The sequence below is a fragment of the Microbacterium luteum genome (genome assembly GCF_015277875.1).
Classification (GTDB): domain Bacteria; phylum Actinomycetota; class Actinomycetes; order Actinomycetales; family Microbacteriaceae; genus Microbacterium; species Microbacterium luteum.
Map to the genome: position 1 here is coordinate 3,469,444 of NZ_CP063814.1, position 16,777 is coordinate 3,486,220.

The window sequence follows — 16,777 nt, forward strand, 5'->3', positions numbered from 1 at the left end:
TCGCCAGGGGAGGATGTCAGTGTCTCGCGTGGGGCGGTCGGCGAGGATGTGCTCGGCAACGGCGCCGCATCGATGAGTGCTTGCAGTGCCGTGGTGTACTTCTCTCCGGTCGCCTTCATGCGTTCCCTGGCGGCTTGCTGCAGCCGACGGGAGGTTCGCTTCTCAGTTGTCATGACGTCCCTGCTTTCCCGCGGGGGCGGACGGTGATGCCGGCGGCGTGCAGGTGCCGGTTGATGGTCATCTCGCTGCATCCGGCAAGGTGCGCGATCTGTGCCATAGTCCTCCCTTGCGTCTCATAGTGGTCGCGTAGCCAATCGGAATCGAGGGTGAAGGTGGGGGGTCGTCCGCGACGCGACTTGGTGCCCGTGTCGGCGAGGATGCGGCCCACGGTCTGCCGGGACACGTTCACGTCCGCGGCGATCTCGTACGTCGACGCCCCCGCCGCATACGCCCGCGCTAACACATCGGGAGGCATCACGTCCGCGGCCGTTGATCGTGCTGGGCGGCTCCGCGCCCACGCCGCAGGCGCGTCCGGGACACCGTCCGAAGGCTCGGGTGTCCATGTGACGGGCTCATCGATGCCGTTGACGAGAAGGAAGTCCGCGGCGAGCTGGTCGAGTCCCGTCCGCACCGCTGACGGCAGTCCATCGGCGAAGCGGGCGACGGCCGGCGCGGTCACCCCTGCCTGATCCCACTCCGGCGGGATCGAATGGATCGGATTCCCCGACAGTGTCCGGTGCAGGAGCGCCCGGGCCAAACGCCATCGTCGTCCACCCCCAGCCGATACCCCCGCCACCCGGCACACCTCCTGCCACTGGGATTCGAGGAGGATCCCGCTGTAGTCGAGGGCGCGACGTCGGGCGTAGTCAACGGGCACGTCATGCGTATCGAGGAACGCGGCCAGCCGGAGGATCGCGTGCAGGGTGCCCACGTCATGAGAGCTGCGACCGAGGTCACGCATCACATGGGTCACCTGGCGGGCCGGCGCCTGCGGATCGAGCAATGCAAGAGCGGCGGAGTGTGTGAGCCTCGTGCCCGTGAACACCACCGCCGCCGCCAACGCCGACGCCACCACCTCACTGCCGACCCGTTGCGGCGCGTACCGGGTGATCCACTCGCCCCACAACTGTGCCGGTACCTTTCGCGCTCGTTCGACCGGGCTGACCCCTGACGGTGGTGCGGACTGCAGGAACACCGTCGGCCGGCGACGACGCCCCAGCGCGGCCGCGATCAGGGTCTGCAGTTGCGGCGTGTGCGCCGTGTACGACGAACTCTGAGCCAGCCGCCCCTGCAGCAGCGCGGCGACACTGCCCGGCTTCGCCAGTGCGGTGACGGCGAGGGTGGTGCCGACGGCGGCCCCGACGGCAGAATCCGGTCGTGCCCGTACTGCCGTCGTCCAATCCTCGCTCGCCCTAAACAGCGCCACGAGCTCCTCACCAAGCGGACTGATGTCGAGGCGATCGCCGGCGGCAATCGCGTGCCGGGCGGTACGGGACAGCAACCGAGTGTCTTCCAGCACCGCGACCGCCGGCTGCGGCGCCTCCGCATAGATCCCGAACCCTGCCCCGCCGGTGGAAACGATCCGCATCAACGCCCGCTGCGCATCCAGGACCGCCCGCGACACTGGAGTGCGGGTCGGGTCGGCCGTGAGGTCGGCCCGACACCGGTTCGCTTGCGGGCCCCGTCCCGGCCCTTGGACGGGATTGTGGCACCGGCCAGGAACGGGAACAAGCGCGAGCGGGTGGGCACGGTACCGGGCAGGACGATCACACACGGGGCACCGGTCCACGAGCAGGCGGCGGTGGCGAAAACAGGCGAACCCGAACGGGAACTGCCACGACATCCGCCACCGGCCACCCGAATCGACCAGGCACTCCGGGCAGTAGCGTCCCGCGGTCCCCGCCGCCGGGCATTGCGAACTGATCCGCCCCCGCCGGGTGTACCGGATCGCATGGTGCGCGAACCGCATTCTCGTCATCTCCTGGAACTGATCCGCCGGAATGCCCGTCGACGCCTCGAGCCGCGACGCCTGCTCATCAGTCAGCGCGGTGGCCCAACTGTCCGCCATCCACGCGGTCGCCGACACCGCCACACCCTCCTGCTGCTCGATGAGGCCGAGCGCGCAGGCCATCTCGTTCATCGTCGCCCCATAGGTGGCCGCCATCTTCTCCAGCCAAGAGTCGAACGGCTCATCAGGCAGCGGCCGCACCCGAAACGGCAGCACCCGCACCTCATAGGAAATCGTCGACGTCGTGGTCATGCGGCGGCCGCCTCGCCGTCCTGGTTCTTGCGGCGGCGTGCCTGGTGGTTTCGCAGCTGCTGATCCAGCTTCGCCTCAAGCTCGCGGCGCTCCGTCTCCGCGCCCTCATCGATGCGGATGTCGTCGAGCAGTTCCCGATCGATGACCTCCCGCCCTGTGCGGATCGCGCGGGACGCGCCGCGACGGATCAGGTCCATGAGGGATCCGATGTTGCCGGTGGTGCGGGCGAACAGGTACCGGGACAGGTCGACCAGCATCCCGGGGCGAGCACCGGTGAGGACGAGAGCTTGTTCGACGCCGAATAGCAGCCGGTCCCACTCCTCCCTGCCCCTCTTGTGGGTAAGCGTGAAGGGGCTGAGCCCGAGGACGGTCCATCGGCGGAAGGTCTGCGCCATCGCCGCCTCCCGGCCGGTCTCCCCTTCACCCACCAGGCCGCGGGCGCGGAGGGCGACGCCGGCGAACAAGAACGTCGCGTTGTATTCGTTTGCGAGCCACTTCAGCTGGTTGGCGACTTCGACCCCGTCGCGGGTGCGCATGTTCAAGAAGTGCAGGTCGTCAACGATCACCAGCCGGGTGTCATGCCGTTCGATGCACTCCGCCGCCGCCCGGGCCAGGTCCCGGCCGGCCATGGAGCGGTGCAGGATGCCGGCGGTGGCGGGGTGGGCGTAGAAGCCGAGGATCATCATGTGCAGGCCCTTGATCGTCAGCCGCCCCGTCAGCGTCACATGACACACCGGCAGGTGCCGCACGTCCCTGTCCGCGTCCAGCCATCCCCCGGCCTCCGCGATCCGCTGCTGGTGGAACACGCGGCCGAAGTTGTTCACCACGGTCGACTTCCCGAGCGCCGGCGGGGCGTCGATCGCTGCGGCTGACTTCACCCGGTCGGAGTCCTGCAGGTTGGAGTCGAGGATGTCCGCCAGCTGCAGTTCGATGTCCTCTACCTGCCGTGTGCGCAGCAGGATGTTCGCGTGCCACACCCGCCGCTCCAAGTCGTAGACGACGCGATCGCGAGCAGGCAACGACTCCAGCTGGGCGCGCGAGAGCTCCTCAGGGCGAGCGCGGGGAGGCCGTTCGGCGAAGTCTGTCCAGCCCTCGTAGGTGGAGAGGCTCCGTTGGCGGGGCGGCTGCTGCGGGGCGCTCGTCGGGCTGGTCATCGGAGCATCTCCATCGGTTCGAAGTGGTAGTCGCCGCGGATGGTGGGCTCGTCGATGTCGTCCTCGTCGTCATCATCACCGGTCTCGGGCGTGTCGACGCGTCGGCGCGGGTCGCGGACGGAGCCGGTGAGCTCGGTTCCGAGATCAGACGAGGCGGTCAGTTCCGCGTCGAGCATCCGTTGCACGGTGCGTAGCGACCACACCCCGTCCGGGTCCGGTTCCTTGTCGTTCAGCTGTGCGGCCATCCGGGCGCTCATCCGCCGCTCCGATGGCGTCAGACCACGGCCGGCGCCCCAGTCCTCCAGCAGCTGCGCGGCGACGTCGTCAACCTGGGAGGGGCGACCCTGCCGGATTGCGATCTTCTTCGCGTACTCCAACGCGTCCAGGCTGAACGGGGTGTCGAAGCTGCCCTTGTGCTCCCATTCGAGGGTGTGCCAGGTGTGGTCCTCGGGGTCGTGGAAGTAGATTCTGGTGAGGTCGTCGGGGTTGACGAAGAATGGCCACTCCGTACCCTTGTCGCGGTGGATCGACCGGGCCCGGTTGCGGTACTTCGCGACCGACTCGCCGGTGTAGCGGAGTTTGTGGATCTCCACCCCGTAGTGGTTGAACTGCCGCTTCACCACCGGCAGCAGCTCCAGCAGCACGTTCCGGTCGGTGGGCAGACGCAGCTGTCCCGCGACAGCCAGGCCCTGTTCGTATCGTTGCGCGGGGCTGAGCTTTACCCCGGGCAGGTTTGGATCCTCCAACGAACTGTGGGGACGAAGGTGGTAGACGGTGGCTACCCATTCCCGGATGATCTGCTCCAGCTGCGGCACCGTGTAGACGGCCTCTGCTTCGGGGTCCTCGCCGCGTCCGGCGACGTCCGCGCCCTTGTAGCCGGGCAGCTCTTGCAGCAGGTCGTCGAGGGTGCGGAAGAATCGTTCCACGGGGCTCTTGTCGGTGGGCTGGTAGATCCGGGCGGGTTGGATCGAGATCCCCAACCGGGCGCACCCGCTGGTGAGATGCTCCGACAGGTAGGCGGCGCCGTGGTCGACGACCAGCGTCTCCGGCAGGATGCCGGCGCGGGTGAACCGGGACACCTTCGTACGGGTCGGGTCTACCAGCAGCGTGTCGGGCAGACCGTGGTACGGCCAGCGAGCGGACGTGCCCCAATCCGTGGGCGTATCAAACGGTTGCAGCGCCTCCATCAGCACGCCGGCGACGTCGATCGATTTCGTCGAACCCGGCGTGAGCCGCAGTCCGAGGATGCACCGCGAGTACAGGTCCATCGCGATCGTGAGATCCGCTGACACCCATTTCCCGGTCACCGGGGCGACGGCGAACACGTTCAGCGGCGTGGTGTCCATCAGCACGTACTCGCCCGGCCGGACCGCCGACAACCGCCCGTAGGGTGCGGAGGGTCGGTTCGCGGTCGACCGTTTGCGTTTGGTGGGGCCGGTGAATGTGGCCCGGCCTCGATCCAGCTCAGCCAGCGCGTTGTACGCGCTCGCGCGCGAGGGGCGCTTCACTGTCCCCGGGCCGTGGACGCGCTCGGTGCGTGCATTGATCCGGTCGATGATGATCTTCTTGGAGACCTTCGCTTCGGGGGTCTGCTCATCCAGGACCGTCTGCGCGGTAGCGATCCACCGCGGGTCGAACCCGGTCAGCGCGTTTCCGGCTTGGGAGGACCGGTAGTCCATCAGGCCCGCCTCCCCGGACTCCCGGTACTGCGCCACCCAGCGGCGCACGGTCCGTTCGCCCTTCCCGAGTTCGGTCGCCTTCGCCGCAGTCCGCTGTCGCAGACTGTGCTGCGGGTGGTATTCCAGGCGCGGCTCACCCTCCCGCGGGATCTGCGGAGTGCCGGACTTGTATCCGGTGAGCACCTCGCGGACGTGGTCGGCGCGCTCCATGGTGCGTGCCTTCGCGGAGTCGGTAGCGTCCGCCCACAGCACCCCCAGCGGAGTAGCATCCCTTTCCCGCGTGTGGCCAGGGATGTGGGCCTTGCCGCCCTCGGCGGCGGGGCGCAGCACGTCGACCATCCGGAGTCGGCGGTGCCGGCCCGTGCGGTCGCGGATGATCACCGCCCCGTCAGCGATCTCCGCGACCGTGCACGCCTCCCCGTCGTAGACGAAGTCCATCCCAGGTCGCAGCATCCAGCTATCCATCATCATGCTTCCTCTCAAAGTGAGTAGTCGGGGATCGGGTGCCGGGACTCAGGCCGTGTCACGGAGGGATGAGCCGCTCTCCGCCGTCACGCGAAGATGCCGCGCCGGTGGCTGCACGACGCGCGTACCGAGCACTTGCCGCAGGTACTCCTCAACGGCGCGCAGCAGCTGGGCTGCCGCTTCCTTGTCCGCTCTCGGTGACTGCGGGGGCACCGGCAGGGCCACGGGGATGCCCAGCGCCTCGCATGCTCGCGCCGTGTCGGCCTCGCGGTCGCGCTCCGATCTCGTCGACCGCTCCGGGCCAGCCTCCTCGAAGAGCAGGGAGGGAGTGCCAGGTCGAAGGTCGTCTCGTGCGCTCATGTCAGCTCCAATACGCTCGTCGTGCTCAACAGGTGGGACAGGTCCGTGCGCAAACGCTGTGTCCACAGCAGGTGCAGCACGAGGGAACGGGCGAACCGCTGCTCTCCCGCGATCGGAGTCACGGCACGCACCGCTTCCCCGAACGTCACAGCGGCTCCCAGCACGGTCGCCGCGGCATCGACCTGCCCGGGATCGAACTGGAAGCTGCGCCGGTACCCGGCGAGGAACTGCACATTCGCCAGCAGCACCGGATCGGGCTCGGAGCACACCCGGTACTCCCAGCCATGCGCCTCGACCTCCCGCCGCGTCCAGTCCAGCGAGTCCCGCACCGCCGGGACCTGCAGCTTCGCCGCCGGCTTCACATCGACAACGCACACCAACCGGTCTGTGTGCGAGATCAGATAGTCCGGGATGTGCCTGCGGGTCGTGCCGTGATCGTCGCCCTCCATCAGGAACGGCTGGGACAGGATCCAGTCCACTCGCGGGTCGAAGTCGCACAGCAGCAGGTTCGCGTACTCCAGCCGCGACTCGTACCCCACGGGCGCCTGCATCGTCGCGGACCAGTACGAGCCGGAGAAGTGACGCTGCTTGCGGTACCAGCGGAACTCACGCCACGGCACCGCCGCCGCGAACACCCCCAACCGGGCATCCGGCAGCGAAACGACGTCGACGTGATCCTGCATCATACGGATCCGGATCGTCGACGCCACCGCGATCATCCCCGACCCGGCTCCCCGGCCCGCAGCTCACCATCGCCCGTGTCCCCGGTCGGAACCTGACAGCGGTGCGTGCGCATGAACACATGCTGTTGCCCCGCGACCGCGCAGCGGAACTCACCGACGCCACAGAAAGAAGTGAGCAGCTTTGTACTAAATCACTAAACAGCTAATCACTAGTAAATGTCACATTCACTACCAAGCTCGATGTTGCGCCTGTCAGATACACAACAAACCTCCGCCGACCAGTCGGCGGCGTCCGACGCATATGAGACACTCGGAGCATGACGGCGATCCACCCGATTGCCCCCGAAGACTCCAAAGCGCTCTTCGGGAACAGCTACATGCACACCGTGCTGGTCGAGATCACCCGGCACGGCGATGAACCGTTCTCCCCGAAGCAGATCATCGACGCCACCGGACTGCCCGGCGGGATCATCCACCCGCTCATCAAGAGGCTGAAGTCCAGGCATTTCATCGAGTACCTGGGCCGTGTGCCCGGGGAGAAGACCACGCTGTACCAGGTCCGCGACAACCCCTACATGCGCGCCGCCCGCGAGTACGCCGAAGCTGCGCCCGAGATCCCGCAGCATCGAGCCGCCAGCTAACCCACGGCGCCCCGGATCGACCCACAGCTCGGTCGCGACGACCGGTGAGCGACGTGTTCGACGTGCGTCGCGCCACCACGTGCCACCGCTGCCGAATTCGCAAGGTGCGGCGTCCAGAGCACACACTGGTGCGTTCTCCATGTTTCATGAATCTTGAATTTGATCTAGACTGGGTAGGTGCCAACCCTTGCCCGCGCGGCCGAGCTGTCGAAGGCGGTCTTCGGCAGCGAGCACATGCTTTCCGTGATGTGGCAGATCTCGCAGGCACCGGACGCAACGTTCAACGCTCCCGCCATCGAACGGGCCACGGGCCTGGCCGGGAGCATCGTGCACGGCATGCTCGCACGACTCAAACGCGCCGGCCTCATCGAGGTCGTGGGCCATCTCGAGGGAGAACGCACCCTCGCCTACCAGCGTCGCGACCATCTCGTATGGCAGGCGGCATCTCAACTCACGTCCGAGGTGACTGACACCCTGGGCATCGGAGGCCCCTATGACAGCTAGCCCCTCCACGACCGTCGCCGGGACGTCCGGGGTGAGTTGGCAAACCGGTGCCCATCGCGTCCACGTCGACCTCGAGCTTCACCTCCCGGAGATCCAGCGCCGCCGCGCCACAAACGCGGCGGGGTCTGTACAAGACCTGGACACTCTGCGGTTCCTGCTGACGCTCCCCGTCGATCAGCCCACCGCCCTCGCGGGCCTCGATGCGTACGAGCGGCGCCTGGCTCGGCGAGCCGTCCGCTGCGGGTTCGCCGAAGAGCGCGCCGTCGCCCGCAGCCAGTCCACTCTCATCCGAAGAGCGGAGCCTCCCGTGACGGTGCGGCTGATATCGGTGTTCGGCCCGTTCCGTCGCAGCACCCTGCAGTTGGCGACGACATTCGCCCCCTACGGGCGTCGTCGACTCGTCGTCCCCTCTGGACGGCTCGACGAGATATTGTTGCTCGAAGCAACCTTCTACGGTGTCGGCGTTACGGTGGCCGACGCCAACGGCGAGCGGACCGTCGCCGCGTCGGCGCCCTTCCAGCCCGCCCGGTTCACTGGCGCCTCCTGGCTGTTCGCTGAGCGCATCTACGGCCAGGCGCTCAGCTCAGCGACCGCCACCGGGCAAGTGTCGGCGGCATCGAGATCATGACACCCGTGTGCTGGGCGAGCCGAACATGCTCCGCTTCAGCCTCCGCCAGACGCTGATTCCACCACCGTGCCACTTGAGAGGTCCCCATCGAGGTGACGATACCTGCGATCTCGTCCAGCGCGGCCAGATTGTGCAGGTGAGCCCGGAGCCGATCCTCATCGGAGCCGGTGAACGAGTCCACCGCGCGTCCCTCACAGTGGCGACACGGGCACGGCCACGGAGTCGCGCTGGCGAACCACTTCAGGTGCATCTCGCTGGACCGGGCGAATCGCATCAGCTCCGGCATCAGCACGTGCGGCGTGCGATCACCAGGGCGACTCGAGTACGGTCGGCTGCCCGGCACCGGCAGGCGCCGCAGGCTCGGGATCTGCCCGATCACGGCCGCGCGAGCGCCGGACGCGAACGCATCGATGCCAGCGAAGTCCGCCCGCCACGGCACCGCACCCTTCACCTCGCCGAAGAACCGGCGATACGACTCCGGCGCCCCCTTGAGATTCAGAGGATCACCCGCCTTCGCTCCCAGCGCCAACGCCACCGGATGACGGCTCCGCGCGGCGACCGCGATCAACTGCGAGATGTGATCCGGCGTCGACCACTTCTGATGGACGGCCAACGGGAGGATCACGTCGTCGCGGTCGATATTGTCCGCAGCCGCGAGGACCGCCTTAAGCGCCCCCGGGTCTGCGACGTCCACAAACCCCGCTGGGATCACCGCGACCGCCGCGCCTGCATCGCGCTGCGCCTGGAGAGTCTCCTCCACCGTGGGCGCGATGAGCGCATCCACCGGTTCATCGATAATCAACGGGCGCTCGGCCGTCGCCGGAGCGAGCACCGAAGTCGGCTCGATAAGGAAAACCAAATCCTGATGCCGCGCCCGCAGGCGCCAGGCGGTCTGAAGAGCCGTCGGCCCCGACAACACCATGCCGCCGTGTTCCATGTTCACGTGCGGGGCGGTCTGCATCGTCTCACCGCCAGCCATCGTGAACACTCGCCCGCCCAAAGTGCGCTCGACCAGCGTGGCACCGGCGAGCGACTCACGCGTCGTCCGCGAAACCAGAGAGCTGTCGACCACCTCGATGTTGGCCCGATCGGTCATGCTGCGCTCCTCACGTAAAGGTCTTCGAACTCGTCCTGAACCAGGAACGCGTCGCGCGCGAGCTCTGCGACGCTCTCACCCTCATTCAGCCGCTGCTGCACCACCCGGTCGATCAGACCAGGATGTTCCTCGGCGATCGCTACCGGCTCTACGCTCCGATATCCGGCGCGGGAGAGCTCGATGTTCAACTGCCGGTAACGGCCCTCGCTGATCACATCCAGATCCACCGCACGCCGCAGCAGCGCCGCGATCGACACCCGCCACTTCGACTTCAACCGTGCCAAGCCCGGGATCGTCACCGGTGCCGCCGCCAGATCCATGCGCACATCCTGCGCCGGCATCAAGAACTCCGCCGCGAACCGATCCGCCTCAGACTCCTGCGTCTCCGACGGCACCTGATGCATCACCGCGTGCGCAAGCTCATGCGCCAGCGAGAACCGCTGCCGATCCGGCGGAATGTGATCTCCCAGCAGCACCACTGGTCGCTGTCCTTCCGGCCAGCTCACCATCGCATCGATCCGCTCCGACCCCAACGATCGCTTCACCACCACAACCCCGGCATCCTCCAGCGAGCGCACGAGGTCTTCCAGCGGACCGGACGCGATACCGATCGACGCACGCACCTCCTGCGCGATCTCCTCCGGAGTATCGAAGCCATCGGGCGGAAGCGGGTGCCGCACCAGCCGCACCGGCGTGTCTCCCGCGACGAGCCCCGTCACTTGCAAGTGCAGCAATTCCAGTTCTGCCCGCAACCGGTTCGCCACCGACAGGGGCAACGTGGAGCGCTTGCGATGGAACACATACGGCGCCGCTCCCTCATCCACCGGGACCGTCAGCAGCACCGGTGGAACACGCAGCACACCGCTCAGCTTCTCCAGGCGGTCGGGGTCCAACTCCACCAGCCCGGATTCCGCCTTCGACAGCACCGCTTGCGAGATCCCCGTGGCTTCGGACAACGCACCCTGCGTCCACCCACGCGCAACTCGGACCGTGCCGAGCATCACCCGGCCGGTCCGGCGATCAGAAGCAAACTCTGCCATGACTCCCATCTTAGTCAGCGCCTCCGACAATCGCGCGATCCATGTGCAGAAATATTCTCGCGTGTTGGATGTGAACAGCCCACTCTGACCGCGACCCCACGCCAGACCGGGTCGACGGAGATGAGCCGCCCGATCACGTCGATGCCAAATCCATCCACCGCACTTGGCCGAATGGCCAAGTGCGGGCCAAGTTGACACAGAAACGGCCATCTTCACGTGGAACCTACAGCTGCGTCAGACCTCGGGGGCCATGTCGGTAAAGCGGGAGAAGTGGCCCTGGAAGGCGACGGTGATGGTGTCGGTGGGGCCGTTTCGGTGCTTGGCGACGATCAGGTCAGCCTCGCCGGCGCGGGGGCTGTCCTTCTCGTAGGCGGCCTCGCGGTGCAGCAGCACCACCATGTCGGCGTCTTGCTCGATCGATCCCGATTCACGCAGGTCGCTCAGGGCCGGCTTCTTGTCTTGACGCTGCTCCGGACCACGGTTCAGCTGCGACAGCGCGATCACCGGTACACCGAGTTCCTTTGCGAGCAGCTTCAGCGCACGCGAGAACTCGCTGACCTCCTGCTGGCGCGACTCGACACGCTTACCGCTCGTCATCAGCTGCAGGTAGTCGATGACGACCATCTTCAGCCCCGCCCGCTGCTTCAGCCGTCGGCACTTCGCGCGGATCTCGACGAGGGTCATGTTGGGGCTGTCGTCGATGTAGAGCGGGGCGTCGTTGATCTTGCCGCGGGTGGCGGCGATGGTCGTCCAGTCGCGGTTGTCGAGGGTTCCCTTGCGCATCGACTGCAGCGGGATCGCACCCTCGGCGCTCATGAGACGCATCGCGATCTCGCTTCGCCCCATTTCGAGCGAGAAGAAGATCGTGGGCATATCGTGCTTGATCGCCGCGGCGCGGGCGAAGTCGAGCGCGAGCGTCGACTTACCCATCGCGGGGCGGGCGGCGATGATGATCATCTGCCCGGGGTGCAGGCCGTTGGTCAGCTGGTCGAGACCCGAGAACCCGGTCGGGATGCCGGTCATCTGACCGTCTCGACCGCGCGCAGCCTCGATCTCCTCGACCGCCGCGTCGACGGCGATCGTCAGCGGAACGTAGTCTTCGGCCGTGTCATCGCCCGAGACGTTGTATATCTCGGCCTGCGCGTTGTTCACCAGGTCGAGGGGATCACCCTGCCCCTCGTACCCCATCTGCACGATGCGGGTGCCCGCATCCACCAGTCGGCGGAGCAGGGCGCGCTCGGCGACGATCGAGGCGTAGTAGCCGGCGTTGGCCGCCGTCGGCACGATCGAGGTGAGCGTGTGCAGGTAGTCGGCGCCACCGGCCCGCTGCAGCTCGCCGGTCTTGATGAGCTCGTCGGTGACGGCGACCACATCGGTGGGCTCACCGTGCGAGTAGAGGCTGAGGATGGCCTCGAAGATCAGCTCATGCTTGGGCACGTAGAAGTCGGTGCCGCGGAGGGTCTCGATGACGTCGGCGACGGCATCCTTCGACAGCAGCATGCCCCCCAGGGCGCTCTGCTCGGCGAGGAAGTCATGAGGGGGCGTGCGCTCGTTCTCGCGGGGTCCGCCAAGTCGGTCGGGTGAGATGTCGGCGATCGACACGGGCGTCCCTCCAGATTGACTTCAGCACCCCACCACCGCCCGTTGGACGACGCGCACGCTGGGATGGCATGACGAACGGATCAGCACCCGTTCCCGTGTTCCGATGGGAGCACGAACCCCCGACACGGCCGTCGGCGCTGACGAATCCACACCCACCCCCGATGGGCAGGACTTCACGCTAGAGACAGGTTCTCCCCCGTGCAAAACGGCCTGTGGATAACTCTGTGGAAAGGGTGAGAACAACTCGGACACGGGTGTGCACAACACCTGTGGAAAACTCCCAACCACTGGGTGAGTTCAAACTTTTTTATGGCTTCTGAGCTGGTCTTTCTTTATCCACGGGCTGTGGACAGAGATTGTGTTTGAAGTTGGCGTTGAGAGTTGCCGCGCAAAGCGCGACTGTGCACAAATCCGTGGTTTCCGCAATCGAACGACACGCCGATTTCGCGCGTCGAAGGTCTTTACAGGTACGCGTCCCAGGAGTACCGTGCCTGGCACACCGCGGCATCTCCGACGCAAGCAACGCCGCTCCGGGGGGGGAGCAGGGATGGCGCGAAGGGGGTGACCTTGATGCGTGAATCGACGGCACGGATGCTGCCGCACGCACAGCGCCTCCTCCTGCTCGCCCTCGGGCTCGGTCTTCTCTGGACCGCCGCCGCATTCTTCCTGCACATCCCCGCTGCGGGCGCCGCAGAAGACGACGACGGAGGCCTGCTCGGCACGGCCACGTCGGTCGTCGAGGGCGCGACGGGCGCGGTCGACGAGGTCGCGGAGACGACGCTCGATACGGCCGCGACCGTCGTGGCACCGGTCATGGAGACGGTCACCGAACCCATCGCGAAGCAGGCGCCCGCCCCGGTCGCAGACGTCGTCGAAGCCGTTCCCGAGGTCGTGACCCCGGTCGTCGAGTCCGTGAAGCAGACCGTGACCGCCACCACCGAGGTCGTCGACACCGGTACCGGCGCGGTCACCGGAACCGTCGAGACCGTCGTCAACTCCGGCCCGGTATCCGGCGTCACGAGCCCGGTCGTCGACCTCGTCTCCGAGGTGCCGATCGTCGGTGAGGTCGCCGAAGGGGTTGGCCTCGCCGGAGCGATCACCGACACCACCACCGCGATCGACACGACCGTCGGAACCGTGGTCGTCGGCGACGCCGTCGCACCTCCTGCTCCGCCGCTGGTCGTCACCATCCCCGATCTCGAGGCTCCCGTGGTGCCTGCTCCCGCGGTGCCCGTCTCTGAGCTGATCGCGGTCGGCACCGCCACGGCGGAGGCGTCTACGGTGGCGGCGGTGGCGAGTGTCGCCGCCGCGATGACAGCGGCCTGGTGGGCCCAGGACGGCTCCTGGGCGGCTTCTGCGATCGCCACCGCGATGGGTACCGCCGCGGTCGCCGGTGCCGCCGCCGCGCGTCTGCTGACCTCTCCGACGGCACCGTACGGCTCGCCCGTGTCCGCCGGCGGCAACGGAGGCGTCGCTTCCGCGTCGGGTGCCCAGCCGATCGCGGGCATGCTCGGGGATACCTGGCGCAGCCTACTTCTCGCGGGCCCTCCGCGAACGCTCGTCGACGACGCTCTGCCCGGGGCGCCGATCTACGCCACCGACTCGACTCCTGACTGACGGTATCGAGCCGCACCTCTTCGCGTGCGGCAGACGATCCGGCACGCCATCCGGCGTGCTGTCGATACCTCAATCAAGGAGTCATAGTCATGCACACGATCATCAAGCGCGCCCTGTGGGGTGTGCTCATCGGAGGGGGAATCTCCCTCCTCGGAGCCGGGGTCGCCCAGGCCGCCGACACATCCGGAGAGGACGGGCTGCTCTCGGGCACCCAAGCCATCCTCGACGTGGAGGCACCGGTCACCGTGGCCGGCAACGCCATCTCGGTTCTCGGTGATTCCCACTCGGATGACGCCGACACCCAGGCTCCCGCAGCGGCACCTGCGCCCGCCCCGGCGGCTTCGACCTCCGGAGACGACGGGGCCGCAGCCGGGGCGCAGGCGATCGTCACCGTCGAGGTGCCGGTCACCGTCTCGGGCAACGCCGTCTCCGTCGCCGGTGACAGCCACTCCAACGGCGCAGAGACGTCGTCGGGCGGCTCGTCGGAGCCGGCGCCCGAAGCCTCCACCTCGGGGGATGACAGTGTCGCGGGCGGCACGCAGGGTGTCATCTCGGTCGATGCGCCGGTCACGGTAAGCGGAAACGCGATCTCGGTGCTCGGTGACAGCGAGTCGACGGATGCGTCCGCCGGCACCACCGGCGACGACACCAGCGGAGATCACACCGCGGCAATGACCTCGGGTGACGACAGTGTCACCGGGGGCACGCAGGTCGTCGCACCGGTGGACGTTCCCGTGACGGTGGGCGAAAACGCCATCTCCGTCATCGGCGACAGCGAATCCACCGACGCCACCACCGGCACCACCGGCAACGGCAGCGGCGACACGGCAGGCACCACCAACGGAGACGACAGCCTCCTCGGCGGCACCCAGGTCATCGCACCGCTCGACCTCCCGGTCACCGTTGGCGGAAACGCGATCTCGGTGCTCGGTGACAGCGAGTCGACGGATGCGTCCACCGGCGCCACCGAAAACGGCAACGGCGGGGACCACACCGCGGCGAGCACGTCGGGAGACGACAGCGTCGCCGGTGGAACTCAGGTCACCGCACCCATCGACATCCCCGTGACCGTCGGCGGCAACGCCATCTCCGTCATCGGCGACAGCCAGTCCACCAACGCCACCACCGGCACCGGTGGGGGATCGAACGGGGGCGAGGCGGTCACCGGCGGATCGGACTCGATCCTCGGGGGCACGCAGGTGCTGCTGCCGATCTCACTGCCGATCACCGTGGGCGGGAACGCGATCTCGGTCATCGGCGACTCGGAGACGACGTCGCCTTCCACGCCGGGGAACTCCGGTGACCCGACCGACCCGACCGACCCGGTCGACCCCACGGACCCAGTCGACCCGACGGACCCGGGCACGCCCACCGACCCCAGCACGCCCATCGATCCGGCCATCCCCTCGACTCCGGTGACCCCGGCGTCGTCGGGTGACCCGGTGACGGTCACGGCGATGCCGGCCTCGACGGGCACCGCCGTGGCGCTGGCCGCCACGGGCGGGGGAGTCACGCCGTGGGCTGCGGGTCTCGGCCTGCTGATGCTCCTCGGCGGTCTGCTGCTGGCACGCCGCCGGGCGACGATCGGCTGACCCGCGCGTGAACCCATCCGGTGGGTGTCGGGCCGTTCGCTCCGACACCCACCGGATTCAGGCCTGCGCGGGCACCGAGCGGTACGCGGCGCCCGGGTGGGATTCGGGCAGGCGCGGCCCCGTCCCCACGATCCGTTCCCGCATGGTGCCCGAGCGGGGCACCTCCGGCACCATCCCGCGTTGACGCAGCAGCGGCACCACCTGATCGATCACGTCGCGGTAGGTCGCGATGCCGCCGTAGGTGTACTCGATGAGGAATCCGTCGATGTCGGTGCGGTCGACGATCTCCTGCAACTGATCGGCCACGCTCTGCGCGGTTCCGGTCACCCGCATACCGCCGATCGACGTCGTGATCTGCTGCAGGATCTCCCGAACGGTCGGGCTCTCGTCTCCGCGCTGGAACAGTCCCAGCATCGACTTGCCCACCTCGGTGCTGACCTCGGCGAGCGTCGCGTCGAGGGGGAAGCTCATGAGATCGACACCGCTCCACCCCATGAACAATGCGGCGGCGGCCTCCATCGAGGGTGTCGCGTCGAGTTCCGCGCGCAGCCGCTGGGCTTCCTCCTCCGTCTCACCGACGATGATCGAGACGGCATCGATGACCTTGATGTCCTGCGGGCGGCGTCCATTGGCCACGGCGCGCTCGCGCAGGTCGGCGACCACCCGGGCGGCCACGTCGAGGTCGCGATCCTGGATGAACACGCACTCCGCGAATCGGCCGGCGAAGGCGCGTCCCGCCGACGACGTACCCGCCTGCAGCAGCAGCGGCGTCCGTTGCGGACTGGGGATCGCCGGGAAGTACCCGTCGTACCGGAAGTACTCGCCCTCGTGACGGATGCGGTGCACCTTCTCGGGGTCGGCATACGTCCGGGTCGCCTTGTCGTAGACGACCGCGTCGTCCTCCCACGCACCCTCCCACAGCTTCAGGTTGAGCTCGACGAACTCGGTCGCGCGACGGTAGCGCTCATCGTGCGGGGTGATGCCGTGCAGGCCCAGCAGACGCGTGAGGGCGACCTGGTTGTCGCTCGTGACGATGTTCCAGGCGATGCGTCCCGCGGTGAGGTGATCGAGCGAGGTGTAGGTCCGCGCGTTCAGGTAGGGCTGCTGCGCGGTCGTCGAGGCGGTGACGACGAAACCGAGGCGGTCGACGGTGGCGGCGAGGCCGCTGACGAGGGTCATCGGATCGTGAACGGGCACCTGCACCGCCTCGCGCACGACGACCTCGGGAATGTCGTCACCGCTCATCGGGTAACCGAGGGCTTCGGCGAGGAACAGGAAGTCGAACCCTCCCGCCTCCAGCTCGCGGGCCATGTGCTGCCAGTAGGGAAGCGTGGCGAAGTCGCGGGTGTCGCTCTTCGGGTGGTGCCACGCGTTGCTGATGAAGTTGGGCGTGAACTCCTCGAACGCACCGAGGATGATCTGCTTGGTCACGTGCACCGTCCTGTCGCGGGTGATA

The 16,777-nt window shown here is 67.7% G+C and carries 14 protein-coding genes; 5 read left to right on the plus strand and 9 right to left on the minus strand.

The genetic code is table 11. The features are described from left to right. Window positions 1–169: 169 nt before the first annotated feature. The 5 genes from IM777_RS16835 to IM777_RS16855 are packed head-to-tail and all read right to left on the minus strand — an operon-like array spanning window position 170 to window position 6,604. Window positions 170–2,260, minus strand: coding sequence for a TniQ family protein (locus IM777_RS16835; RefSeq protein WP_138174602.1), 2,091 nt, complete (start codon window positions 2,258–2,260; stop codon window positions 170–172). Further along, window positions 2,257–3,414: an AAA family ATPase gene (locus IM777_RS16840; RefSeq protein ID WP_138174604.1), complete on the minus strand. Its 1,158-nt coding sequence runs from the start codon at window positions 3,412–3,414 to the stop codon at window positions 2,257–2,259. Before IM777_RS16840 ends, IM777_RS16835 begins: the two co-directional genes overlap by 4 nt. Beyond that, a complete protein-coding gene (locus IM777_RS16845; RefSeq protein ID WP_171024260.1) occupies window positions 3,411–5,546 on the minus strand; it encodes a DDE-type integrase/transposase/recombinase in 2,136 nt (711 codons plus the stop codon). The genes IM777_RS16840 and IM777_RS16845 overlap by 4 nt, the downstream gene beginning before the upstream one ends. Before the next feature lie 60 nt (window positions 5,547–5,606). Beyond that, window positions 5,607–5,918: a hypothetical protein gene (locus IM777_RS16850; RefSeq protein ID WP_138174608.1), complete on the minus strand. Its 312-nt coding sequence runs from the start codon at window positions 5,916–5,918 to the stop codon at window positions 5,607–5,609. Continuing rightward, window positions 5,915–6,604, minus strand: coding sequence for a TnsA-like heteromeric transposase endonuclease subunit (locus IM777_RS16855; RefSeq protein WP_228480874.1), 690 nt, complete (start codon window positions 6,602–6,604; stop codon window positions 5,915–5,917). The genes IM777_RS16850 and IM777_RS16855 overlap by 4 nt, the downstream gene beginning before the upstream one ends. A 314-nt stretch (window positions 6,605–6,918) precedes the next feature. On the opposite strand from IM777_RS16855, the gene IM777_RS16860 reads away from it, so the two are divergent. The 3 genes from IM777_RS16860 to IM777_RS16870 all read left to right on the plus strand — a co-directional run bounded on the left by IM777_RS16860 (window position 6,919) and on the right by IM777_RS16870 (window position 8,374). Then, a complete protein-coding gene (locus IM777_RS16860) occupies window positions 6,919–7,242 on the plus strand; it encodes a hypothetical protein (protein ID WP_138174610.1) in 324 nt (107 codons plus the stop codon). 177 nt (window positions 7,243–7,419) lie between these two features. Further along, complete coding sequence (locus IM777_RS16865; protein ID WP_138174612.1) at window positions 7,420–7,746, plus strand: MarR family transcriptional regulator; 327 nt, start codon at window positions 7,420–7,422, stop codon at window positions 7,744–7,746. Further along, on the plus strand, window positions 7,736–8,374 hold the full coding sequence (locus tag IM777_RS16870; RefSeq protein WP_171024261.1) for a hypothetical protein: 639 nt from the start codon (window positions 7,736–7,738) through the stop codon (window positions 8,372–8,374). The genes IM777_RS16865 and IM777_RS16870 overlap by 11 nt, the downstream gene beginning before the upstream one ends. Here the strand turns inward: IM777_RS16870 and IM777_RS16875 are convergent. From IM777_RS16875 to dnaB, 3 genes are all read right to left on the minus strand, one after another. Then, window positions 8,325–9,470, minus strand: a complete 1,146-nt coding sequence (locus IM777_RS16875) for a hypothetical protein (RefSeq protein ID WP_138174616.1) — start codon at window positions 9,468–9,470, stop codon at window positions 8,325–8,327. The genes IM777_RS16870 and IM777_RS16875 overlap by 50 nt on opposite strands. After that, window positions 9,467–10,510: a helix-turn-helix domain-containing protein gene (locus IM777_RS16880; RefSeq protein WP_171024262.1), complete on the minus strand. Its 1,044-nt coding sequence runs from the start codon at window positions 10,508–10,510 to the stop codon at window positions 9,467–9,469. The genes IM777_RS16875 and IM777_RS16880 overlap by 4 nt, the downstream gene beginning before the upstream one ends. Before the next feature lie 234 nt (window positions 10,511–10,744). Beyond that, window positions 10,745–12,112 (minus strand): replicative DNA helicase, encoded by a 1,368-nt coding sequence (dnaB, locus tag IM777_RS16885; RefSeq protein WP_071044187.1) that lies wholly within the window; start codon window positions 12,110–12,112, stop codon window positions 10,745–10,747. A 570-nt stretch (window positions 12,113–12,682) separates the two neighbouring features. Here dnaB and IM777_RS16890 point away from each other — a divergent pair. Together IM777_RS16890 and IM777_RS17345 are read left to right on the plus strand one after the other, a co-directional pair. Next, entirely contained in the window at window positions 12,683–13,729 is a 1,047-nt protein-coding gene (locus tag IM777_RS16890; RefSeq protein WP_194384105.1) for a hypothetical protein, read from the plus strand. Between the two features lie 89 nt (window positions 13,730–13,818). Further along, window positions 13,819–15,321 (plus strand): hypothetical protein, encoded by a 1,503-nt coding sequence (locus IM777_RS17345; protein ID WP_228480875.1) that lies wholly within the window; start codon window positions 13,819–13,821, stop codon window positions 15,319–15,321. A 57-nt stretch (window positions 15,322–15,378) separates the two neighbouring features. Here IM777_RS17345 and IM777_RS16900 read toward each other — a convergent pair whose 3' ends face one another. Then, the gene (locus IM777_RS16900; protein ID WP_194384106.1) at window positions 15,379–16,752 is read right to left on the minus strand and encodes an NtaA/DmoA family FMN-dependent monooxygenase; all 1,374 of its coding nucleotides are present in this window, start codon (window positions 16,750–16,752) and stop codon (window positions 15,379–15,381) included. Between the last annotated feature and the right edge of the window lie 25 nt (window positions 16,753–16,777).